The following is a 22579-nucleotide window of genomic DNA, read 5'->3' on the forward strand; positions in this document are numbered from 1 at the left end:
TCCATGTAACGATTGTTGTCCTTATCAATAATCCTTTCTTTGAGAACATATCGACTCAGCTTATAGCTCCAGTCATGACCTGATACGAAGCTGTATCGAACCTTCTTTTTTCCGGAGCGAGTGGTGTCTTTGACGACGCCCTTGAGCTCCTCGACTATTACCGACTGAACGGTGTCGACCAAGGACAGACTGATCGTTCTCATGGACGAACCGCAGGATGGACAGGGGTGACGGTCAAAGTCACTCGGGTCTTGAGTGAGTGATACGCCGCAATCAGTACAGGTCACACTTGCAGATTCGGTAGTCATAGCTGAGAAAATCTTATTGATGGGCGTGCAGTCTAAATCCAAATTGTTGAACTGATTCGTGGCTTGAGGATTGATTTTTTTGCACCCATAGATAGGGAAAACGCATAAGCGATGCGGTCCGGCATTCATTCGGTTTCGATCCATGAACGGCCAGAAGTAAGGCTTTAAAGGGAATTAAAAGGCTTCGATGGGCAGTCTGCATCACCATGCATCCATGACAACGCCCATCCGCCACACCGACATCACCGCCACCCATTGGCAACCCGCCCTCGGCACACCCGGCGAGGTGGTCGAAGGGTTGCGCGACATTGACCAAGCCATTCGCATCATCCTGAACACGCCCCAGGGCAGTGACCCTCATCGCCCGGAATTCGGCTCGCGCATTTACCTGTACCTCGACTGGCCCACCCACCGCGTCGTGCCGCATCTGGTGCGCGAGGCCATCGAATCCATCGCCCGCTGGGAGCCTCGTATCACCGTCGTGCGCGTGCTCATCGACATCGACGCCACCCACATCACCCTGCGGGCGCAATGGCGCGTGCAGGACGGCATCCTTCAACACTCCGAGGTGAGCCATGCGCGCACTGCCGCCGCCTGAATTCGTCAAGATCGACCCCGCCGCCATCGAGGCATCACTGATCGCTCGCTACGAGAAAAAGGCCAACAAAACGTTATACCCGGCCCAAGTGGAGCGCCTGTTCATCGATCAGATCGCCTACGCCAAAACCCTTACCCTCATGGCCATCCAGCAAGCGGGCGAGCGCTTGCTGGTACGTCACTCCGGCGGCCCGATTCTCGACTACCTGGGCGAACTGGTCAGCACGGCACGGCTGCTGGCTCAGCCCGCCCGTTGCACACAGGTCTTTCGGCTGCCAGAACCTGCAACTGAACCCTTCCTCATCAGCGCTGGCGCCCGCGTCACCAGTCAGGACGGCCGCATCGCGTTTATGACCGAGCAGCCGCTTTCGTTGGAGATTGGCATGCAGGAGGCACGCGTTGTCGTGGTGTGCGATCAAGTCGGCGAAGTCGGCAACGGTTGGGCGATCGGTCAAATCTCGTCCTACCCCGGGCAAGCCCCCGCAGGCATGACCACCTTCAACGAGACGGTGCCCGAAGGTGGCATCGACGACGAACAAGACCCGGCCTACATCGAACGCATCATCCTCTCGCCCGAATCCTTCAGCACCGCAGGCCCGGAGGGTTCGTACGTCTACCACGCCCGCGCGGCCCACCAGTCCATCACCGATGTCGCCGTGCGCGGTGGCGAGGAAGACCCTGACATACCGGACGGCGAGGTCTGGATCTACCCGTTGACCCACACCGGCCTGCCAACACCCGAGTTGCTGGCGCTGGCCCAAAGCAGCGCCAGTGCCCGGAAGAAGCGCCCACTCACCGACCACGTGCTCGCCAAGTCGCCGGTGGAAGTGCCTTTCAAGCTGCGCGGCAGGCTGACGCTATTCAACAATGTCGACAAAGACAGCGTGCTGGCCCTGGCCCGAAAAGCCGCCAAGCGCTACGCCGACGAGCGTCGTGCCACCTTGGGCAACGATATCGTTCCTGAGCAGATCATCCGCGCTGTGCAGGTCAACGGCGTCTATCAATTGCGGCTGATCGAGCCTGCAATGCAAGTGCTGGCCCGCCATGAATGGGCCAACTGCACCGAAATCGATCTTGACGTCGAAGGCTTCGCCCATGGCTAAGCCCTCACTGCCAACGGCCCTGGCAGGCGACGAGCGCTTCGCCATCCTCTGTGAGCTGTTGCAGGAGGAGTTCGACAACCTCGACCTGACGCCGATGCTGGTCTACCTGATCGACGTCGTGCCGTCCCACGTGCTGCCGCATCTCGCGGACCAGTTTCACGTCATGGGCCTGGAGGGCTGGCGCTACGCCCGCAACGATCAAGAGCGGCGTGCGCTGATCAAACGTGCCAGCGAACTGCACCAGTTCAAGGGCACGCCGTGGGCCGTGGAGCAAGTGCTGGAAACCCTCAACCTGCATGGCAAGGTCAGCGAATGGTTCGAATACGGCGGGCGCCCTTATCACTTCCGGATCGACATCACCCTCAGCACTCGCGGCCTGGACGGCGACACATTCGAAGCGCTGGTCGAACTGATCAACGAGTACAAAAACAAACGCTCCCGCTTGCAGGCGCTGACCGTCACGCTGATGACCGAGGCACCCATCTTCATCGCGTCCGCGCTGCTGAGCGGCGAGAACACCACGATTTATCCCCTGCAAACCCCAGGCATTGCGCAAACGGCCTCGACCTTTTACGCGGCGGGTCTGGTCACGACCGAGACCACCACCATCTACCCACTGGAGGCATAAGTGGCCCAAGAGTATTACACCATCCTCACCCACGCAGGGCTGGCCTACGAGGCCGAATGCAAGGCGCAGGGCAAACCCTTACGTCTTAGCGAAATGGCTGTCGGCGATGGCAGCGGCGCAGCCTACGACCCCACGCCCGACATGACCCAATTACGCCAGGAGACTCACCGTCAACCGCTTAACGCCCTTCAGCAAGACGATAAAAACCCGTCCTGGTACATGGCCGAAGCGCTAATGCCCGACGACGTGGGCGGCTGGACCATCCGCGAAGTCGGCATCTACACCGACACCGGCATCCTCTACGCCATCGGCAAATACCCCGAAAGCGTCAAACCACTGCTGCCAGGCGGATCAACGAAGCAGTTTTACGTGAAGGCGATCTTTCAGCTGAGCAATGCGGCTGAGGTGACGCTGATCGTTGATAACAACGTGGTGGCAGCGACTCGGGACTATGTGGAGCGCATGCGCTTGCGCATCCTGGGTGAGCTCGCCCCCAAAGTGATCAGGGTAGAGACGTCACGAACCCTTACTACGAAAGATATGGGCCTGGTTTTGATAAACGCCCAAGAGGGACTGCGTGAAATTGCGCTGCCATCTTCCAAACGAGTAGGGATCGCCGATGTTCTTGTGCAACGTACTGACAATAGTGGAAATCGCCTGAATATCTGGGCATCTGGCAGCGACACCATTCGTTTTCACACTCACCTCAACGCCAACGGCTACCCGTTCTTTGTTTTGATGGGGGCTGGCGACTGGTGGCACCTGCGCAGTGATGGCAAAGGGAACTGGTGGCCGATGGGACGCTATGACAACACGCCGCTAGGACAGGCCGTTATGGAAACTACGTTGAGTTTCCCCCCCGGCGGCTATGGAGCACCCAATGGGGCGCTGTTGACGCGGAAGGATTGGCCTTGGCTGTGGGACCACGCACGGTACTCAGGCATGTTGATAGATGACGACCAATACCTTGGGCGGGAAGGATGCTGGAGACACGGGGATGGTGAGCAAACCTTCCGCTTACCCGAATACCGCGGCGAGTTTTTGCGACCGCTGGATGAAAACCGAGGGGTTAATCCTGGGCGGGGTGCAGGGACGTGGGAGGACGGAACTTGGATCAGAACTGTCGCGCAAGAGTGGACGGGTTCTGATGAGACCGAAAAACAATTCAACATCGGAATATCGTACGCAAGTGCCGACGCGAGAATCAGCAACAGCGGTACTGGGGGGCTCAATCCTCCCGGAGCATTGCCACCGAACGGAGCCGGTGTCATAGCGCCTCAGGTTACCGACAACGTGATACGGGGCCTATCGGGGATTGAAAACGAATGGCCTGTTAATAACTGGATCAGATTCAGACCTCGAAACATCGCATATCCCGCTCGCATGAAACTGATTTGAGGCTTGTATGGCTATCTACCTGATTGATGAATTTTCTTTGTTGGTTGGCCCGATTGAGTGCCCTGAGGTCCCGGGCATGGGAAAACCTGTGCCGGGTAATGCAGTGGAACTTCCAGAAGAACTCCCGCCACCGGATCAAAAACACCTATGGGCCTGGATCGACAAATCCCCAAAGCAGATGCCTGACAGGCGAGGCACTGTTTATCACATGAAAACAGGCGCGCCATTCGAATGGAGAGGCCCTGGGGAAGTCCCGGAGATATATACCGACAAACCTTGGCCTGGACGGTTTTTTGTCTGGGTGGACGATGAATGGCAGCTTGATGAGCAAGCGCAGTTTCAAAGCCTCAGTCAGCAAGCGTTAGTTGATCGCGATGCGCTTCTGGCCATTGCCGCCATCCGCATTGCACCCCTACAAGATGCTGTCGATCTTGAGAAGGCCACAGGCGAGGAGAAAGCGGCCCTACTCAAGTGGAAGGGCTACCGCATTAACCTCAACAGAATTGAGGACCAAGAAGGGTTTCCGCTGGAGTTCGATTGGCCGAGCCAGCCGGAGCTTCGAAACTCTCGCTGAGAAAAGAGGGCTGCCAGCCCAAGTGTTAGAGCACCTGAGCTGACGCCAGTCCGCAGAACCAACCTGCAAACCCGCCAAGGCCCTCTGCTCACGCGCGAGCGACGGGGAGCCTATCAAAGTCGGAAGGTTTGTAGTCATGCTTGAAATACGTTGTGGCCATTGCGGCCGTAAGCTCGCCGCCGCCAGCGGCTTTACCGAATTGCAGATCAAGTGCCCGCGCTGCCGGACACTCAATCACCTGAAGGCCCCGAGCCTCCTACACGCATGCCCTGAGCATCCCATACCAGGAACACCCGGATGCCCACCATCGGAAGCCTGTTCGCAGGCATAGGAGGCTTTGACCTTGGCTTTGAAAACGCAGGCTACCACACCACCTGGCAAGTCGAACTCAACCCCGTCAACCGGGCTGTCCTTGCCGACCGATTTCCACACGCCAGACAATTCGAAGACGTGCGCCACTGCGGCGCCCACAACCTCGACCCTGTCGACGTCATCACTGGAGGATTCCCCTGCCAGGACATCAGCCTGGCCGGCGCGCGATTCAGCAACCGCGACAAGCGCGGCCTGCGAGGCGAACGCAGCGGCCTGTTCTGGGAAGTCATATGCATCGTCAACGCGCTACAACCCCGCTGGGTGGTGCTTGAGAATGTCGTTAACCTGCTCGCTGTCAACGATAGCCAAGACTTTGAGACAGTCATCCGGGCCCTTGCGGACAGCGGGTATGTGGGTGCTGGCGGGTGCTTAATGCTCAGTATTTCGGAGTGCCCCAGCAGCGTCGCCGCGTATTCCTGGTCGCAGGTCGTGGACGCATGCCCCCCATCGAGCTGCTGGCTGACGCCGCGCCAGTGGACGCAATACCTCCAGCGTCTGGCGCGATCCAGTGGCCACGCCAGGCGGATGCATGGGCTGCCAATACTCTGCTGGCAAACAAGGCCGGATCACAGATCACTATGGGCTGTACCACTTTCATCGCTGAACCGGACGCATGGCATCAGATGGCTGAGCGGCAGCGAACGTCTGAAAATGATGGGCTTTGCCTCGGACTGGATGCGGCCAACCTTGCGGAAGCTTTCGCTGCCGGAAACGCCGTCGTACCGCAAATCGCGGAGTGGATCGCGAGGAAATTGATAGCCGCAGGCTGACGACAACCCAACGGGCCAACACCGGCCCGTTCAGCAATTCCCTTGCAACCCACGCAAAACCCTCGGAAGCTATTTATCTCAACCTATCGCCCAAATTTTGCGCGCGCGGCATCAACCATGCCCAGCACATCCAGACCTACCCCCACCACCCCTGACGTGTAACCCGAGCGGTAATCGATCAGAAAGCTCTGGCCCCACTCGTCGCGTTTGCTTTGCCCGGCTCCGTCGCGGAAGTCTCGGTTGAAGTAAAAGTTTTTCGTGATGAATGTCGCTCGACTGTCTTCGATGAACCCGTCAGCCCGGACCCCCGCCGCCAGGGCCGAAAGCATCAAGACACCGCCCACGGCACGCACTGTTTTCTTATTTTTCATGAGGTCTCCAACGCTGTTCCCGGGCACGACAATGAATACCGCGCCCTGAAGCCAGCCGGTTTTTATTGTTTTGAGAGAGCTTGATTCGATGCGCCACAAGACCGCACGGCATCTCGTTCGCTGAGATGAAGCGCGTGAAATCACAGGGTGTGGAACGCGCTTCTGAATGGGCGTCTGATGACCTGTGCAGTAATCTCTGGCGCGCCGAGCTTAGAAACATCATGCCCGTCGTCGCTATCGATTTTCTTTCACGTCGGCCTTGAGTTTTTGTTAATCCGGCGGCGTGGCGTGAGGGTGATGCAGGTATCGAGGATCACCCCAAATGAGCAGGCGTTGGCGGCGGGTTCGCTCCCAAGGCCAATCCCGGCAATAGGATTAGGCAAGCAATGGAGATGAACCGGCATTCGCAGCACAGCCCCCACGCCGTACCTTGGGGCCTCAGCTTTTCCGCTGAATCGATATTCATTGATTGGAGATCAGCCCATGTTAATCGTCTACAACCCCGCAGATGGCAGCGAAGTCGGCCGTGTTCCACAGAGCGATGCAGCAGCAGTGAACGCTGCCGTCGACCGTACCTGTGCAGCGTTCCCTGAGTGGTCCGGCAAACTCGCCAAAGAACGCGGCGACATCCTTCGTCGCTGGTTCGAAAGCGTCAGGGCTGACAAGGAAGCGTTCGCCGAATTGATGTCGAAAGAAAACGGCAAGTGCCTGACCGAAGCCCGTGGCGAGATCGATTACGGTCTGGGGTTCATCGAGTGGTATGCCGAGGAAGCCAAGCGCGTCTATGGCGACACCATCCCCACCCACGACAAGAACGCCTCGGTGATGGTGACCAAAGAGCCGGTCGGCCCGGTTGCCGCTATCACTCCGTGGAACTTCCCGTTCATGATGATCACCCGCAAGGTCGCCACGGCATTAGCGGCGGGTTGCACCATGATCATCAAGCCGGCGGAAGACACGCCGCTGACCGCATTCAAACTGCTGGAGCACGCCCGCAAAGCCGGCATACCGGAAGGTGTACTGGAAGTCGTGGTGGGCGATCCCAAGCAGATCGGCGAGATCATCACCTGCGACCCGCGCATTCGCAAAGTCTCGTTCACAGGTTCCACCAACGTCGGCAAGCTGCTGGCGGCACAATGTGCGCAGACCATCAAAAAAATGACCATGGAGTTGGGCGGCAACGCGCCTTTCATCGTGTTCGACGATGCCAATATCGATGAAGCAGTGAAGGGGCTGGTGGGCGCCAAACTACGTAACTCGGGCCAGGTGTGCATCTCGCCGAACCGCATTTTCGTGCAGGACACGATCATTGACGCTTTCATCGAAAAAGTGAAAGCGGCTGTGATGGCAATCGATGTCGATCAGGGGCTTCGAGAAGACTTCGTGGTCGGTCCGATGATCAACAAAACCGGTTTCGAGAAAGTCGGGGCGTTGGTCGAACAGGCCAAGGCAGCAGGCGCGACAGTTCTGTTGGGCGGTAAACCCCACGCCAAGGGCGGGTTGTTCTACGAGCCGACCATCCTCATCGGCCTGACGGACGACTCACCGCTGGCACAGAATGAAATCTTCGGCCCGGTGTTCGCCGTTTACTCGTTCTCAAGCGAGGCAGAAGTCATCCGGCGCGCCAATCAGACCGAATTCGGCCTCGTCGCTTACGCCTATACCAGCGCACTGGGGCGTTCGCTGCGACTGTCCCGTCAGCTTGAAGCGGGTATGGTCATCCTCAACTCGGGTTCGGTCGGTACCGTGTCGATTCCGTTTGGCGGCATCAAGCAATCCGGCTATGGCCGTGAAGGCAGCTATTACGGCATCGAGGAATACGTTCACGTGAAATACGTGCTGCTCGCCGGCGCACAGCTGTAATCGTCCCTCGGCGGCGCGAAGTGCCACGATCCATTTCGCGCTGCCTCTCGCTTCCAGTGCCGACAATGGACTTGCCGCGTCGACATTCAACCATCGATCAAACAACAGAAAACTCGGTATCAGGACGGCAATTGCAATTATCGGCTACAGCCTTCAATGGCGATCTCCCTTCATCGCATCACGCAAACGCTCGATGCCCAGCCGAAATTCCCGCTCATTCAAACTGCCATAACCCAGACGCATTGCTTGAACGTCCGAGGGGTCATCGCAGAACATGCTGCCTGGCAGGATCCTGACGTTTCTCTGCAAAGCCAGCTGCGCCAATAGTTGCATGTTCTGTGGTTGAGAAAATCGAACCCATAGCGCCAAGCCCCCGCTGGGATGGGCGACGTGAACAGTATCCTTCAGGATTTCCTGAACCGCCTGCACCGCTGACTGACAACGTTGTTCGTAGACTTTCAGTGCCCGGCGGATATGCCGCTTCAGCTTACCGTTTTGCAATAGCTGTGCAGCCGCCCGCTCGGTAACCGTATTGCCCTGCCGGTCAATGAGCATGATCTGGTTTGCCAGCCGGTTGATGACCGACGCGGGAGCCACTACATAACCGACTCTCAAACCGGGTGCGAGAATCTTGCTCAAAGAACCGACGTAGATGACACGGCCACTTTGATCCATGCTGGCCATGGGTAGCATCGGGTTGTGCGAGAAGTGAAATTCGTGATCGTAGTCATCTTCTATCACCACGAAATCGAATTGCTCGGCCATGGCTAGCAGGCGCATCCGACGATCAATGGGCATCGTCACTGTGGTTGGGAACTGGTGATGGGGGGTAAGGTAAATAGCACGGATACGATGGCTGCGGCACACCCGCTCAAGGTCGTCCGGAATCATCCCGAACTCATCTTGCTTGACGCTGTGCACCAGGCCCCCACAGGCTCGAAAAGCCTCTCTGGCAGGAGGATAGCTCAGTCGCTCCATCGCCACGCCGTCGCCCGCACGTATCAGGATTTTCGCAATCAGATAGATACCCATCTGACTGCCCCGAACGACGCACAAGGTGTCCTCTTCGGCATTGATAGCCCGCTCGGCTCGGAGCATGGTCGCCAACTCAATTCGCAAGGTGCTTAGGCCACGTGGATCACCGTAGCCCATTCGATTACCCCGGGCAGACTCCATAAGCGCGATTCGAAACGCCTTGGACAGGTCTTCAAAGGGGATAAGGCGAGTATCGGGTGCCCCATCGCTAAAATCCGTTGAGTCCTCATCAAGTACGCTCACCGGCAGATGTTCATCACCGTAAGGTAGGTAGGCGGGCTCTGCCAGACGGCCCGACAGTCGTTGTGCTACTGCCGCCACTCGCTGCTCTTGCTTGAACACCGGAAGCTCCGGCGAAACGAACGTGCCGCGTTTTTCGTGGCTGACCAGCCAGCCTTGGGCTATCAATTCATCGTAAGCCAGGATCAGGGTCTTCCGATTCACACCGAGCCGGACCGACAGTTCGCGGGTGCTTGGCAAAGCATCTCCTGCCCGTAATAGCCCCGACCTGATACGGTCCGTCAATGCAGCCACGATCTGCATATTGAGCGACGTGCTCGCAGCGCGGTCGATGTCGATACCGATGTCCCAACTGTTAGTCATGAGCGAATCTCTCCAACTTCTGGACCATCCATGTTTTTGAATCTGGATGATTGAAAGGGTCCAGGCAGAAGGTAGCATTTTAGTCATCCCTAGCGCACGGACCGCATCAAGCTGATGCTTTACGTGAACGCTTGGTAGATAAGCAGACTGCGCAAACGGCGCGGATCTCCGTTGACTAAGTGACCTAGAGGCGAGAAACCAGTATGCAGACGACCCCACAGCTTCTCCCGTTCCACATTGCGTTTCCTGTGCACGACATTGCCGTTGCCCGCCAATTTTATGGTGAATTGCTCGGTTGCTCCGAGGGCCGTAGCTCTGCTCAGTGGGTTGATTTCGACTTCTATGGTCATCAGGTTGTCGCTCATCTTGCTCCCGAAGAAACGGGGGTCAGCCCGACCAACAGCGTTGATGGCCATGGTGTGCCTGTCCGCCACTTCGGTGCGTTGCTGACGATGGAGCAATGGACGGCACTGGCCGACAGGCTCAAGGCGGCGCGCACGCAATTCATTATTGAACCGTACATTCGCTTCAAGGGTGAGCCTGGCGAACAGGCCACCATGTTCTTCCTGGACCCAAGCGGCAATGCGCTTGAGTTCAAAGCATTCGCGGATATAAATAGTTTGTTCGCCAAATAACCCGAACGCCTGAATGGCTTATCCGCACCCGCCTACTTCTGAAAACGAGACGCCCACCATGCGAAGATGGAACATTGCCATAACCGGCTTCGGTGCTATCGGCAAAACCGTGGCCCAGATGATCCACCAGCGTAATCAGCGCTATAAGACCCTCTACGATGCCGACGTTCGTATCGCGGCGGTGTGCGGCTCCCGTGCAGGCTTGATCAATCACGAGGGGCTGCCTCTGGATGACTTGGCAGCGCTGGCGTTGCAGCCAGGCCTGACCGGTGACGGCTTCTTGCAGCGCGCCGGGGCTGACGTCGTGATTGAGGCGGGTCCAACGGATTATCAGACGGGTGGCTCGGGATATCGTTATCTGCGAGAAGCATTGACCGCCGGCTCGCATGCCATTTCGATTTCCAAAGGTGCGCTGGTCTTTGACTTTCCAGGCCTCGCAGAGCTGGCTCGGGCCAATGGCGCACAGCTGAAGATCAGCGGCGCGACTTCCGCAGCGTTGCCGACCATTGACCTGCTGCAATACAACCTTGTCGGTTGCCGGATTCTCGAGATCGAAGGAATCGTCACCGCGACCAGCAATTTCGTCCTCAGCAAGTTGATGCACGGGGTTCGCTACGCCGATGCAGTCGTTCAGGCGCAACAACTCGGCATGGCGGAGCCGGACCCACGCTTCGATCTGGAAGGCTGGGACACAGCCTGCAAGATCAATATCTTGGCCAATGCAGGCTTCGGCGCCAACTTGAAACTCCATGACATCCCTCGCGAAGGCATCGATCAGATCACACCTTCAGATATACAGCGTTGGAAGGTCGCCGGTGTCGTCCCCAAACTTGTCGGTCGCATTGACAACACCGGGCCGAGCGTTACGGCATCGGTAGAGCTGAGAACCTATCCGCTGGACCATCCATTTGCCCAGGTGAGCGCTCGGATGAAGGCAATTCGAGTCAGTACCGACGTCATGGGAGAAATCTCTGCCATCGGTCTGACGAGCCCATCGGCCACTGCGGCTGCGGCATTGAAAGACTTCGAGCACTTGCTGATGGCCGCACAGTATTGAATTGAGTTGTAGTCTTCAGAGTTTTTATCAAATCTTCATCACCACTCCCGCACCGTCGATTGTGTGCAAGAGGAATTCACATGCGCGTCCATGTCTTGCAACACGCCTTCTTTGAAGGCTTGGGAAACATTGAAAACTGGCTCAGACAACAAGGGGCCACCATCAGTTATACCCGCCTCTATGAAGCGGCCAAGTTCCCGGCGGTGGAACAGCTCGATTTAATCATTGCCTTGGGCGGACCCATGAGTGTCAACGACGAGGCGGAGTTGCCATGGCTTATTCAGGAAAAACAGTTCATTGCTCAGGCGATCAGAGAAGGTGTTGCAGTCCTCGGAATTTGTCTGGGTGCCCAACTCATTGCTTCCGCGATGGGGAAGCGCGTGTATCCCGGCCCTGAAAAGGAAATTGGCTGGCACCCTATCCATGTCACGGATAATTCTTCAAGCACCTTCAACTTTCCGAACACGGTCAGCGTTTTACATTGGCATGGCGAAACATTCGACCTGCCTGACGAAGCGGTCAACCTCGCCGAGAGCGTCGTCTGCAAACACCAGGCTTTCCAGTTGGGGCGTCGAGTCATTGGCCTGCAGTTCCATATGGAAATGACCCGTGAAAGCATCGAGAAAATGCTTGTTCATTGCGCTGGCGACCTGACGGAAGGCAACTTCGTGCAATCGGAACAGGTCATTCGCGCCGCGTCCAACGAGCGCTTAAGCGCCTTGGAACATCTGATGGCAGAGCTGCTCTCCTATATCACCCAAGGTATCGATAAGCGGTCTGGACACCACCTGCTATCAATGACCCGCTGAGTCTAACTTCACGATTCCAACGCGCTTCAAGCAATGCATCTCTATGGCGCCAGAAGCGTTATTGAGCTAACGCCTGCGCGCGTGTAAAGCCACTCGCACGTCGTTAGAACTCCCCGAACGCACACTTAGTCAAGTTCCCATGATTCAGAGGATACGGTATGGCAACGACACTCGAATTATCCAAGGACCAACTGGTCAGCCAAGCGTTGAGCCAGATGCAAAACAACCTCGCAGACACGACCTGGACCGCCCGCCAAAAACTGGCGCTGACGTGCCGCATCCTGTTCGAGAACGGACACGATTCGGGGCTGGCAGGTCAGATCACTGCTCGAGGTCCTACACCAGGCACGTACTACACACAGCAATTAGGCCTCGGATTCGACGAAATCACTGTCGGCAATCTGCTGTTGGTAGACGAAGATCTCACCGTGCTCGAAGGCAATGGCATGGCTAACCCGGCCAACCGCTTCCACAGCTGGGTGTATCGTGCTCGACCGGATGTGAACTGCATCATTCACACCCACCCCACTCATGTCGCAGCCTTGTCGATGCTTGAAGTGCCGCTGCAAGTTTCACATATGGATCTTTGTCCTCTGTACGAAGATTGTGCGTTTCTTGAAGGATGGCCGGGTATTCCAGTAGGCAATGAAGAAGGCGAACTGATCGCTGGTGCACTGGGCGACAAGCGCGCAGTCCTGCTCTCGCATCATGGTCAGCTGTCAACAGGGACGAGCATCGAAGAAGCCTGCGTCATTGCGCAACTGATAGAGCGCGCCGCCAGGCTTCAACTCATGGCGATGGCCGCAGGCGACATCAAGCCTATCCAACCCGAGCTAGGCCGCGAAGCGCACGACTGGATCGCAAGACCCAAACGGTACGCTGCGACTTTCAACTATTACGTCCGGCAAACCCTGCGTCAGCACGCTGACTGCCTGAGCTGAATTCACCTCTTTTTAATAAGGAGAGACACTGTGTCCACTTCACCCATTCACGGCATCATCGGTTACACAATCACCCCTTTCTCGGTCAACGGCGACAGCATCAACCTAGACGCGCTCGGACAATCCATTGATCGCCTGATCGCCAGCGGCGTCCACGCTATTGCGCCGCTTGGTAGCACCGGCGAAGGCGCATACCTGAGCGATTCAGAATGGGATCAAGTCAGCGAATACAGCATTAAGCGTGTGGCCGGGCGCGTCCCTACGGTCGTCAGCGTGTCAGACTTGACGACCGCCAAAGCAGTGCGTCGCGCACGATTCGCTGAAGCCCATGGGGCCGACGTTGTGATGGTGCTCCCGGCGTCCTACTGGAAACTCAGCGAAGCAGAAATCCTCGCTCATTACCGCGCCATTGGTGAGAGCATCGGCCTACCTATCATGCTTTACAACAATCCGGCCACCAGCGGCACCGACATGTCGGTTGAGTTGATTCTCCGCATTTTCAATGCCGTTGATAACGTCACTATGGTCAAGGAAAGCACCGGCGATATCCAACGGATGCACAAGCTGCAATTGCTCGGCGATGGCCAAGTGCCGTTTTACAACGGCAGCAATCCTCTGGCGCTGGAAGCATTCGCCGCAGGCGCCAAAGGTTGGTGTACTGCTGCCCCAAACCTTATTCCCCAGCTCAATCTCGATTTGTACGCGGCCGTGCTGGCCAATGATCTGCACAAGGCGCGTGCGTTGTTTTATCGGCAACTGCCGCTGTTGGACTTCATCCTCAAAGGTGGCTTACCGGCGACGATCAAAGCTGGGTTAAGCGCCAGTGGCCTCGACGTTGGTAACCCGCGCCTGCCGGTATTTCCGCTGTCTGATGAAGGCCGTCAGGCCTTGCAAAAACTGCTGACCAGCCTGCGCTGACTCAACGGCTTGGAGGGCGCCCCTTCTTACTCGCACAGACCGCCGAGAAACCTCAAAGCGGCGGTCACGACAAGTTGGTTTTTTTTCAGAATCCGGGTGGCTTTAGCCCATCGCCCGTAACAGCGAAGGATGGCTGTCGAGGGAACAGTTTTGCATTTGGGATGCCTGGCCAGTTTCGTGGCCGAGCGTGAGCGACCTTGCGAAAAAGCGGGTAGCCCCTGCTTGAGGAGACTCATTCTCCGTGAGGATAAAAGTGCATGACTCATGTTTCCATCAACCGCTCTTGCCACTCCTCCTGCGCAACAAATCCATGAAGTGCTGCAACGCTCGGCTGACGGGCTCCCCTTTGCGACGCAGCAAACCGAACGGCGCCATCTGCGCGTTGAGTGTGACGGGTAAGGCTGTGACCAGTCCCATCTTGAGGTAATCGCGCATGGCCGATTCGGAAAGCACCATCACCGCGTCCGTCAACTGAACCAGTTGTTGCATCAAGTAGACGGAGCTGCATTCGATGATGTCTGCCGGGGTTGGCAGATTCAGTTGTTGCAGTGCCTGATCGATGGCAATGCGCGCCGGGCTGGTTTCAGGCTGTAGAATCCAGGGCCAATCCTTGACCAGCTCACGCCACTCCAGTTTGCGACGCGTCGCCAAGGGGTGTCCGCGATGAACGACGGCGATCAGCTGTTCGTTGCCTAACGCTTCAAATTCATACTGTTCTCGCTCGGTCACAAGGTTGCGCCGTGTCACTGCGATGTCGATGCGACCCTGTTCCAGTAGCTGGACCACTTGATCACTGGTGTCTCCCATGATGCGAATGCGTAACTGGGGATTCAGGCCTTTGATCTCTGCCACGGCGTTCATCACCAGGTCGGGCGCTGCTCCCATGATGGTGCCGATGGACAGATACCCGTACCCGCCTTGCTTGCGCACCGCGATGTCGGCAGCGCAACGGTCCAGGCCGCTGAGCGCCGCTTCCGCAAAGCGCAACAGTTCGCTTCCCAATGCCGTGGGACGCATCCCTCTGGGCAGCCTCTCGAACAGCTCGCAGCCAAACATGTCTTCGATTTCTTGAAGCATTCGCGTTGCCGCAGGTTGCGACATGCTCATGCTGACTGACGCGCGATGCAGATTCAGACTTGATCCGAGCACCACCAGCATCTGGAGATGCTTGTAGCGCAGCCGGCCAAAAAGATGGTGAGACGACCGTTCGCTGTTCATAGCGTTTTCCCGAGCGATAACCTTAAGGTATCGAATATAAGCTTAATTCGATTGGTCATGCATCGTAACGAGGCATACAGTCGACTCAACAAAAAACAACACCCATTGAGGTGCACACCATGAACGTTATTCCCGCCCCCTATTCATTCGTGGCCTTGCCGGATCGAAGTTCACCGGCCCTCCTCTCTGCGCCTGAGCCCGTTTGAGGAGCCTCCCCCCTCCTGTCATTCGTTAAACATTACGCAGTCAAATAACTCCAAAAAAGGATACTGACGTGACCACTCTTCCCGCGTCCTTATTGCGCAAGGTCTCCTGGCGGCTGCTTCCCTTTCTGCTGCTGATGTACATCATGGCTTTCCTTGACCGCGCCAACGTTGGTTTTGCGAAGCAGGCATTCCAGGCCGACACCGGGATCGGTGATGCGGCGTTCGCGTTTGGCGCCGGTGTGTTTTTCGCGGGCTACGCGCTGCTCGAAGTGCCGAGCAACCTGATCATGCACAAGGTGGGCGCGCGCTTGTGGATGTGCCGAATCATGGTCACGTGGGGGCTGATTTCGGCGGCGATGGTCTTCGCTCACACTGAAACCAGCTTCTATGTGCTGCGCTTTTTGCTGGGCGTCGCGGAGGCCGGATTCTTTCCCGGCGTGATCCTTTACCTCACTTACTGGTTTCCTGGCGCCGCGCGCGGCAAGGCCATGGGGTTCTTTTATTTCGGCGCGCCGCTGGCGTTCATCTTCGGCAGTCCGCTGTCCGGACTGCTGTTGGAGCTGGACGGCGTCCTGGGCAGCCATGGTTGGCAATGGCTGTTCGCCGTCGAGGGTTTGATGGCGACGGCCGTGGGCATCTGGGCGTATTTCTATCTGGACAACAGGCCTGCCGATGCGAAGTGGCTGACGGCCCAGGAGCGCCATCAGCTTCAGGCCGTGCTCGACGCCGAGGACAGCCAAAAGCAGTCTCATGGCAGCGTGCTCAAGGTGCTGTTTCAGCCTGCCGTCCTGTACCTGAGCCTGATCTATCTGCTGATTCAAGCCAGCGTCTACGGCGTGGTGTTTTACTTGCCAAGTCAGGTGGCAGGCCTGCTCGGCACCAAGGTCGGGCTGATGGTCGGTCTGGTCAGCGCCGTGCCCTGGCTGTGCGCCTTGCTCGCGGCGTGGAAGATACCGGCCATTGCCGACCGAACGGGTCAGCGCCGCACCGTGGCCGCCTTGACTCTTGTGGTGTCGGGGCTAGGCATCGCGGCGTCCGTCTCTTTTGCCAGTCCGTTGCTGGGCATTTTGGCCCTGTGTTTTGCGGCTTCGGGCTTCATTGCCGTACAACCGGTGTTCTGGACGTTTCCCGGCAGCTTCCTCGCCGGTTCTGCCGCCGCCGGCGCCATTGCGCTGATCAATTCCTTTGGCGCTCTGGGCGGCTTCATTGCTCCCATCCTGAAAAACTGGGCTGAAGGCGCATTCCACTCACCGGCGGCCGGGCTCTACCTGCTGGCGGGTACGACCCTGATCTCCGCCGCGCTGGTGATGGGCATTCGTCCTCCTCGCGCGACCCGTTCTCACAAGCAACCCACCTTCCAGATCTGATTCCAAGGAGCGCATTATGGCCACTCCAACCATCAAACATGTTCGTGCCTTTGTCCTTCGCGGAGGCGGCGCCGACTACCATGATCAAGGCGACGGTCACTGGATCGACGATCACATTGCCACCCCCATGAGTAAGTACCCCGAGTACCGTCAAAGCCGCCGCAGTTTCGGCATTAACGTCCTCGGCACCCTGGTGGTGGAGGTCGAGGATTCCGAAGGCAACGTCGGTTTTGCGGTGACCACTGGCGGTGAGCCAGCCGCCTATATCGTCGAGAAACACCTGGCTCGCTTCGTCGAGGGCGCCAAGGTCACGGACATCGAGCGGATCTGGGACCAAATGTATTTCTCGTCCCAGTATTACGGCCGAAAAGGCCTGGTCATCAACACGATTTCAGGTATCGATCTGGCGCTCTGGGACTTGTTGGGGAAAGTGCGCAAGGAGCCCGTGCACCAGTTGCTGGGCGGCGCGGTCCGGGACGAATTGCAGTTCTATGCCACCGGCGCCCGCCCGGACCTCGCGCAGAAAATGGGTTTCATCGGCGGCAAGTTGCCGCTCCACCACGGTCCGGCCGAAGGTGAGGAAGGTTTGCGCAAGAATCTGGAAGCGCTGGCGGTGATGCGTGAGCGCGTCGGCAAAGATTTCTGGCTGATGCTCGATTGCTGGATGAGCCTGGACCTGAACTACGCCACCAAACTGGCTCACGGCGCTCAGGAGTTTGGCTTGAAATGGATCGAGGAAGCGCTGTCCCCTGACGACTATTGGGGCTATGCCGCGCTCAAAAAAGCGGTCCCGCCGGGCATGCTGGTCACCACGGGCGAACACGAAGCGACACGCTGGGGCTTCCGCATGCTGTTGGAAATGGGCTGTTGCGACATTATCCAGCCGGATGTCGGCTGGTGCGGTGGGATCACCGAGCTGATCAAGATTTCCGCGTTGGCCGATGCCCACAGCGCCATGGTCGTGCCCCACGGTTCATCGGTGTACAGCTACCATTTTGTTGCAACCCGCACCAACAGTCCGTTCGCGGAATTTCTGATGATGGCGCCCAAAGCCGATCAGGTGGTGCCGATGTTTCACCCACAGTTGTTGGGCGAGCCGGTTCCGGAAAACGGTCGCATGCGCCTGTCCAGACTGGATCAGCCGGGGTTTGGTGTCACGTTGAATCCCGAATGCGTGTTGCATCACCCTTACCAGCACTGATTAAGCTCGACAGGAGTTCGACATGAAAATGCCGCGTAACGCATTCAAGGCCGGACTGGCCAAGGGTGAACCGCAATACGGGATATGGGCCGGATTTGCGACGGGCTACGCTGCGGAAATCACCGCAGGTTTTGGCTACGACTGGATGCTCATCGACGGAGAGCACGCCCCCAATACCGTGCCGTCCATCCTGGCACAACTCCAGGCGGTTGCGCCCTACTCCACCGCGCCCATCGTTCGTGCCGTGGGCCATGATCCGGTGCTGATCAAACAGCTGCTGGATGTCGGCACCCAGTCGTTGATGATCCCCATGGTCGAGACGGCCGAACAGGCCCGCGCCTTGGTTCAGGCCACCCGCTATCCACCCCATGGTATTCGCGGCGTCGGCGGCGGCCTGACCCGGGCCACGCGTTGGGACGGTGTACCGGATTACATCAATACCGCCCATGAAGAACTCTGTCTGATCGTGCAGATCGAGTCCCGCGCAGGCGTCGACAATGTGGCGGAAATCGCCGCTGTTGAGGGCGTCGATGCGATCTTCATTGGCCCAGCGGACCTCTCTACGGGCCTCGGACACATTGGCAATCCATCACACCCGGACGTGCAGGAGAAGATTCGCCGTGCCGTTGACGCAACGATTGCGGCGGGCAAGGTCTGTGGAATTCTCGCACCCGCTGAAGAAGACGCACGCCGCTACCAACAATGGGGTTGTCAGTTCATTGCGGTGGCCATCGACATCAGCCTGATGCGCCAGGCGGCGCTCAGCAACCTGGCGCGCTACCGCAACACTGAACAACACGCTGCATCCAACACCTATTGATTGGAAAGGAGCCCGACCATGACGTCAGTACCCGTGTACGAGAACTACATCAACGGTGAGTTCGTCCCCGGCACCGAGCATTTTGATGTGCTCAACCCTGCCACCGGTGCGTTGCTGGCCAAAGTACCGGCCTCGAATGCCGATCACGTCGACCAGGCGCTGTCTGCCGCCCGTTCGGCACAGCGGGACTGGGCTCGCAAGCCCGCCAATGAAAGGGCTGGCCACCTGCGCAGCATTGCGAAAAAACTGCGTGAAAACGTGCCCCATCTGGCCCGCACCATCACGCTGGAACAGGGCAAAACGTATGGTCTGGCGGAGGTCGAGGTCAATTTTACCGCCGACTATCTCGATTACATGGCCGAATGGGCGCGTCGCATCGAAGGCGAGATCATCACCAGCGACCGGCCGGGCGAGAACATCTTCATGTTTCGCAAACCGCTGGGCGTCGTCGCGGGCATCCTGCCGTGGAATTTCCCCTTCTTTTTGATTGCCCGCAAAATGGCCCCGGCGCTGGTCACCGGCAACACAATCGTGATCAAGCCCAGCGAGGAAACCCCCAACAACTGCTTCGAGTTCGCCCGGTTGGTGGCTGAAACAGACCTGCCGCCAGGCGTGTTCAACGTGGTATGCGGTGACGGCCGGGTTGGGGCTGCACTGACGGCGAACCCACGCGTCGACATGATCAGCTTCACCGGAAGCGTTGAAACCGGTGCGCGGATCATGAGTGCCGCCGCGCCCAACATCACCAAGCTTAATCTGGAGCTAGGGGGAAAGGCGCCGGCCATCGTGCTTGCCGATGCGGACATAGCGCTGGCGGTGAAGGCGATCCGCGACTCGCGCATCATCAACACAGGCCAGGTGTGCAACTGCGCTGAGCGGGTTTACGTCGAGCGCCGAGTGGCGGACGAATTCATTGAAAAAATAAGCGCTGCCATGGCCGCCACTCGCTACGGCGACCCATTGGCCGACACCACCGTGGAGATGGGGCCGCTGATCAATCGTCAGGGGCTGGACAGCGTGGCGGCCAAGGTCAAGAAAGCCCAGGAACAAGGGGCGTCGCTGGTGACCGGGGGCAAGGTCGCGGACCTTGGTCAGGGATTTCACTTCCAACCGACCGTGCTGACCGGCTGCCGCGCCGAGATGGAGATCATGCGCAAAGAGATCTTTGGGCCGGTGCTGCCGATTCAAATCGTCGATGATCTGGATGAAGCGATCGCCATGGCCAACGACTGCGAATACGGGCTGACCTCTTCCCTGTACACAAGAGACCTGGGCAAGGCCATGTACGCCATGCGGGAAATCGATTTCGGCGAAACCTACATCAATCGTGAACACTTCGAGGCGATGCAAGGCTTCCATGCCGGGGTCCGCAAGTCGGGTGTGGGTGGGGCTGACGGCAAGCATGGCCTCTATGAGTACACGCATACCCACGTCGTCTACCTGCAAGCCTGACCCGCTGAGGGGCATTTCTGCGCGAGCGTGATGCCCCTCCTCGCCCTTTCCCTACCGCTGTGTCAGCGCATCCCGTCCCTTGACCAAACTTCCCGGTCCGGAGCGTTTGGTTACCGATTCACCTGCTCCTTCGACAACGACAGGCACACTCCGGCGGCCAACGTTAGCGCAGCGGCGATGACGTAAAGCGCATAGTCGGTGGAGGACGTTGCATCCTTGACCCAGCCGATCATGTACGGGCTGGCGAAACCCGCGAGGTTACCGATGGAGTTGATCATCGCGATTCCGGCAGCGGCAGCGGCGCCGTTGAGAAACGCAGGCGGCAGGCACCAGAACTGACTCATGCCGCTCATGACACCCATCGCTCCAATAGCCAGCGACATCGTCAACAGCACCGGGTTTGCGCCGGCCCAGGTGGCGAGCACCAGTCCGAAGGCGCCGACCAGCGCCGGAATCGCGGCATGCCAGCGACGTTCGCGGTGCAGATCAGAACGACGACCGATCATGATCATGGCGATGGCCGCACAGGCGTAGGGAATCGTGGTGATGATCGAAACCGTCGCCGCGCTTTGAATGCCCGCGCCTTTGATCAGCGAAGGCAGCCAGAACGTGATCCCGTTAAGGCCCATCATCAGCCCGAAATACCCCAGGCTCAGCAGCCAGACCATTTTGTTTTTGAAGGCGCCGAACGCCGAATGGTCATCGGATTGCGTGGCCTCGGCCGCGAGGTTCTGTTGCAGCGTGCGCTTCTCGTCCTGAGTCAGCCATTTCGCATCGTCGATCTTGTCTTGCAGGTAAAACAGCACCGCAATTCCGGCCAGCACCGAGGGAATGGCTTCCAGAAAGAACAGCCACTGCCAGGCCGAATGACCGTGCCAGCCCTGGGTCGTTGACATGATGAGCCCGGACAGCGGCCCGCCAATCACACCCGCCATGGGAATCCCGGTGAGAAACATGGCCGTGATTTTTCCGCGCCGGGATGACGGGAACCAATACGTCAGGTACAGCAGGATGCCTGGTACGAATCCAGCCTCGGCCACGCCGAGCAGGAAACGCAGCACATAGAACATCATCGGCGTCGTCACGAACACCATGCACGCTGAAATGATGCCCCAGGTGATCATGATCCGGGCGATCCAGCGACGCGCCCCGACCTTGTGCAGCAGGATGTTGCTGGGGACTTCGAACAGGAAATACCCCAGAAAAAACACCCCGGCGCCAAAGCCGTAAATGGTTTCACTGAACCCCAGATCATCGAGCATCTGGAGTTTGGCGAACCCGACGTTGACCCGATCCAGGTAGGCGAACACGTAACACATGAAAAGGAACGGCAGGAGCCTGAGGGTCAGGCGCCCATAGAGTCGGTCGTGCGTGCGCGTTTCGCCGGTCGCGAAAACGGCGGGGGCTGCTTCGGCCATCGGTCTATCTCCCACTCATTGTTATTGTCAGGACGGGGATGCGGGTTCAGTCGAACATGTCCGGCTGGGTCTCGACGAGGTCGCTCCACAGGGTCTGGAAATGCAGCCAGCCGATGTATTCGCTGCCCACATGCTCGCGGCTGTAGCGCGCTCGTTCTTCGGTGACCAGCTTGGGCGTCGCTCCGGTCGCCTCGATCAACAGCTGTTGCTGGCAGCAACGCTCCAGCGCGATGAACCAGAACGCCGCCGAATCGATACTGTGGCGGCTGGCCGTGAGCAGGCCGTGATTCTGGTGAATGGCGGCTTTCACCCCGGCAAACGCGTTGGCGACCTTGTTGCCGCCCTGCACTTCCACGGCCACTTTCCCCGCTTCATCGCTGATCACCACGTGGTCCTCGAAGAAGGCGCAGGCGTCCTGCGAGATGGGCAACAGAGGCTTGGCCAGAGACGCGAATGCCGTGCCGTAGACGGTGTGCGCGTGGCACATGGCGACGATGTCCTGATGCTGCTCATGCACCGCCGCGTGCAACACGAATCCGGCGCGGTTGATCGCGTAGCTGCCCTCGACCACATTCCCGTGGTGGTCGGCGCAGATCAGGTTCGACACCTTGACCTTGTTGAAATGCACGGCCATCGGGTTGGTCCAGTACAGGTGCGCATGCTCAGGATCGCGGACCGTCAGGTGACCGGCGAAGCCGTAATCCAGGCCATGAATCGCAAAGGCACGGCAGGCGGCGACCAGGCGTTCCTTGAGGTGCTGGCGCTGTTCCGCGTGGCTGGAAAATACGGGAAGTTCGGGAAACGTCAGCCCCGCCTGATCAGGCTGATAGATCGAGACTTTTTCGGGCTTTTGAACTGCTTTCAACGGCAAATCCAAGACTTCAGACATATCAGACACCTCATTTATTGTTATGG

The 22579-nt window shown here is 58.3% G+C and carries 22 protein-coding genes and 1 pseudogene; 18 read left to right on the forward strand and 5 right to left on the reverse strand.

What is annotated here, in order from left to right; genetic code table 11:
• Positions 1 to 522 precede the first annotated feature (522 nt).
• The 8 genes and pseudogenes from GVN17_RS07105 to GVN17_RS29625 all read left to right on the forward strand — a co-directional run bounded on the left by GVN17_RS07105 (position 523) and on the right by GVN17_RS29625 (position 5750).
• The gene (locus tag GVN17_RS07105; protein WP_166594522.1) at positions 523 to 906 is read left to right on the forward strand and encodes a GPW/gp25 family protein; all 384 of its coding nucleotides are present in this window, start codon (positions 523 to 525) and stop codon (positions 904 to 906) included.
• Entirely contained in the window at positions 884 to 2008 is a 1125-nt protein-coding gene (locus GVN17_RS07110; RefSeq protein WP_166594523.1) for a baseplate J/gp47 family protein, read from the forward strand. The genes GVN17_RS07105 and GVN17_RS07110 overlap by 23 nt, the downstream gene beginning before the upstream one ends.
• Positions 2001 to 2636, forward strand: a complete 636-nt coding sequence (locus GVN17_RS07115; RefSeq protein WP_166594524.1) for a phage tail protein I — start codon at positions 2001 to 2003, stop codon at positions 2634 to 2636. The genes GVN17_RS07110 and GVN17_RS07115 overlap by 8 nt, the downstream gene beginning before the upstream one ends.
• A complete protein-coding gene (locus tag GVN17_RS07120) occupies positions 2637 to 4034 on the forward strand; it encodes a phage tail protein (protein WP_166594525.1) in 1398 nt (465 codons plus the stop codon). It abuts the gene before it with no gap.
• Between the two features lie 7 nt (positions 4035 to 4041).
• Positions 4042 to 4608, forward strand: a complete 567-nt coding sequence (locus GVN17_RS07125) for a tail fiber assembly protein (protein WP_166594526.1) — start codon at positions 4042 to 4044, stop codon at positions 4606 to 4608.
• Between the two features lie 136 nt (positions 4609 to 4744).
• Entirely contained in the window at positions 4745 to 4939 is a 195-nt protein-coding gene (locus GVN17_RS07130) for a Com family DNA-binding transcriptional regulator (protein ID WP_166594527.1), read from the forward strand.
• Positions 4906 to 5271, forward strand: a pseudogene (locus GVN17_RS29620) (DNA cytosine methyltransferase); the annotation flags it as partial. The gene GVN17_RS07130 and the pseudogene GVN17_RS29620, both read left to right, overlap by 34 nt.
• A 98-nt stretch (positions 5272 to 5369) precedes the next feature.
• A complete protein-coding gene (locus tag GVN17_RS29625; RefSeq protein WP_371928510.1) occupies positions 5370 to 5750 on the forward strand; it encodes a cytosine methyltransferase in 381 nt (126 codons plus the stop codon).
• An 83-nt stretch (positions 5751 to 5833) separates the two neighbouring features.
• On the opposite strand, the gene GVN17_RS29880 is transcribed toward GVN17_RS29625, so the two are convergent.
• Positions 5834 to 6220, reverse strand: a complete 387-nt coding sequence (locus GVN17_RS29880; protein ID WP_371928497.1) for an OprD family outer membrane porin — start codon at positions 6218 to 6220, stop codon at positions 5834 to 5836.
• Positions 6221 to 6604: 384 nt separating this feature from the next.
• Here GVN17_RS29880 and GVN17_RS07145 point away from each other — a divergent pair, with 384 nt between their 5' ends.
• A complete protein-coding gene (locus GVN17_RS07145) occupies positions 6605 to 7984 on the forward strand; it encodes an NAD-dependent succinate-semialdehyde dehydrogenase (RefSeq protein WP_166594528.1) in 1380 nt (459 codons plus the stop codon).
• A gap of 153 nt (positions 7985 to 8137) precedes the next feature.
• On the opposite strand, the gene GVN17_RS07150 is transcribed toward GVN17_RS07145, so the two are convergent.
• Entirely contained in the window at positions 8138 to 9622 is a 1485-nt protein-coding gene (locus GVN17_RS07150; protein WP_166594529.1) for a PLP-dependent aminotransferase family protein, read from the reverse strand.
• 203 nt (positions 9623 to 9825) lie between these two features.
• Here GVN17_RS07150 and GVN17_RS07155 point away from each other — a divergent pair, with 203 nt between their 5' ends.
• The 5 genes from GVN17_RS07155 (at position 9826) to GVN17_RS07175 (ending at position 13982) form a co-directional block, all read left to right on the forward strand.
• Positions 9826 to 10257 carry a VOC family protein gene (locus GVN17_RS07155; RefSeq protein WP_166594530.1) on the forward strand — a complete coding sequence of 144 codons (432 nt, stop codon included), beginning with the start codon at positions 9826 to 9828 and terminating at the stop codon, positions 10255 to 10257.
• 13 nt (positions 10258 to 10270) lie between these two features.
• Positions 10271 to 11314: a homoserine dehydrogenase gene (locus tag GVN17_RS07160; protein WP_256665124.1), complete on the forward strand. Its 1044-nt coding sequence runs from the start codon at positions 10271 to 10273 to the stop codon at positions 11312 to 11314.
• Positions 11315 to 11394: 80 nt separating this feature from the next.
• Positions 11395 to 12123: a type 1 glutamine amidotransferase gene (locus GVN17_RS07165; RefSeq protein ID WP_166594531.1), complete on the forward strand. Its 729-nt coding sequence runs from the start codon at positions 11395 to 11397 to the stop codon at positions 12121 to 12123.
• 158 nt (positions 12124 to 12281) lie between these two features.
• On the forward strand, positions 12282 to 13064 hold the full coding sequence (locus GVN17_RS07170) for an aldolase (protein WP_166594532.1): 783 nt from the start codon (positions 12282 to 12284) through the stop codon (positions 13062 to 13064).
• Between the two features lie 30 nt (positions 13065 to 13094).
• A complete protein-coding gene (locus GVN17_RS07175) occupies positions 13095 to 13982 on the forward strand; it encodes a dihydrodipicolinate synthase family protein (RefSeq protein WP_166594533.1) in 888 nt (295 codons plus the stop codon).
• Between the two features lie 273 nt (positions 13983 to 14255).
• Here the strand turns inward: GVN17_RS07175 and GVN17_RS07180 are convergent, their stop codons facing one another.
• Positions 14256 to 15200, reverse strand: coding sequence for a LysR family transcriptional regulator (locus tag GVN17_RS07180; protein ID WP_166594534.1), 945 nt, complete (start codon positions 15198 to 15200; stop codon positions 14256 to 14258).
• A 274-nt stretch (positions 15201 to 15474) separates the two neighbouring features.
• Here GVN17_RS07180 and GVN17_RS07185 point away from each other — a divergent pair, with 274 nt between their 5' ends.
• From GVN17_RS07185 to aldA, 4 genes are read left to right on the forward strand one after another with little or no spacing between them, the layout of a single operon-like run.
• On the forward strand, positions 15475 to 16773 hold the full coding sequence (locus GVN17_RS07185) for an MFS transporter (protein WP_166594535.1): 1299 nt from the start codon (positions 15475 to 15477) through the stop codon (positions 16771 to 16773).
• A gap of 16 nt (positions 16774 to 16789) precedes the next feature.
• Complete coding sequence (gene rhmD / locus GVN17_RS07190; RefSeq protein WP_166594536.1) at positions 16790 to 17974, forward strand: L-rhamnonate dehydratase; 1185 nt, start codon at positions 16790 to 16792, stop codon at positions 17972 to 17974.
• Positions 17975 to 17996: 22 nt separating this feature from the next.
• Complete coding sequence (locus GVN17_RS07195) at positions 17997 to 18794, forward strand: HpcH/HpaI aldolase/citrate lyase family protein (RefSeq protein ID WP_166594537.1); 798 nt, start codon at positions 17997 to 17999, stop codon at positions 18792 to 18794.
• Positions 18795 to 18812: 18 nt separating this feature from the next.
• A complete protein-coding gene (gene aldA, locus GVN17_RS07200; protein ID WP_166594538.1) occupies positions 18813 to 20246 on the forward strand; it encodes an aldehyde dehydrogenase in 1434 nt (477 codons plus the stop codon).
• A 110-nt stretch (positions 20247 to 20356) separates the two neighbouring features.
• On the opposite strand, the gene GVN17_RS07205 is transcribed toward aldA, so the two are convergent.
• Together GVN17_RS07205 and GVN17_RS07210 are read right to left on the reverse strand one after the other, a co-directional pair.
• A complete protein-coding gene (locus GVN17_RS07205; protein ID WP_166594539.1) occupies positions 20357 to 21664 on the reverse strand; it encodes an MFS transporter in 1308 nt (435 codons plus the stop codon).
• A gap of 46 nt (positions 21665 to 21710) precedes the next feature.
• On the reverse strand, positions 21711 to 22553 hold the full coding sequence (locus GVN17_RS07210; protein ID WP_166594540.1) for a class II aldolase/adducin family protein: 843 nt from the start codon (positions 22551 to 22553) through the stop codon (positions 21711 to 21713).
• Between the last annotated feature and the right edge of the window lie 26 nt (positions 22554 to 22579).

It is taken from the genome of Pseudomonas sp. SLFW, assembly GCF_009905615.1.
In the GTDB taxonomy this organism is placed as follows: domain Bacteria; phylum Pseudomonadota; class Gammaproteobacteria; order Pseudomonadales; family Pseudomonadaceae; genus Aquipseudomonas; species Aquipseudomonas bambusae.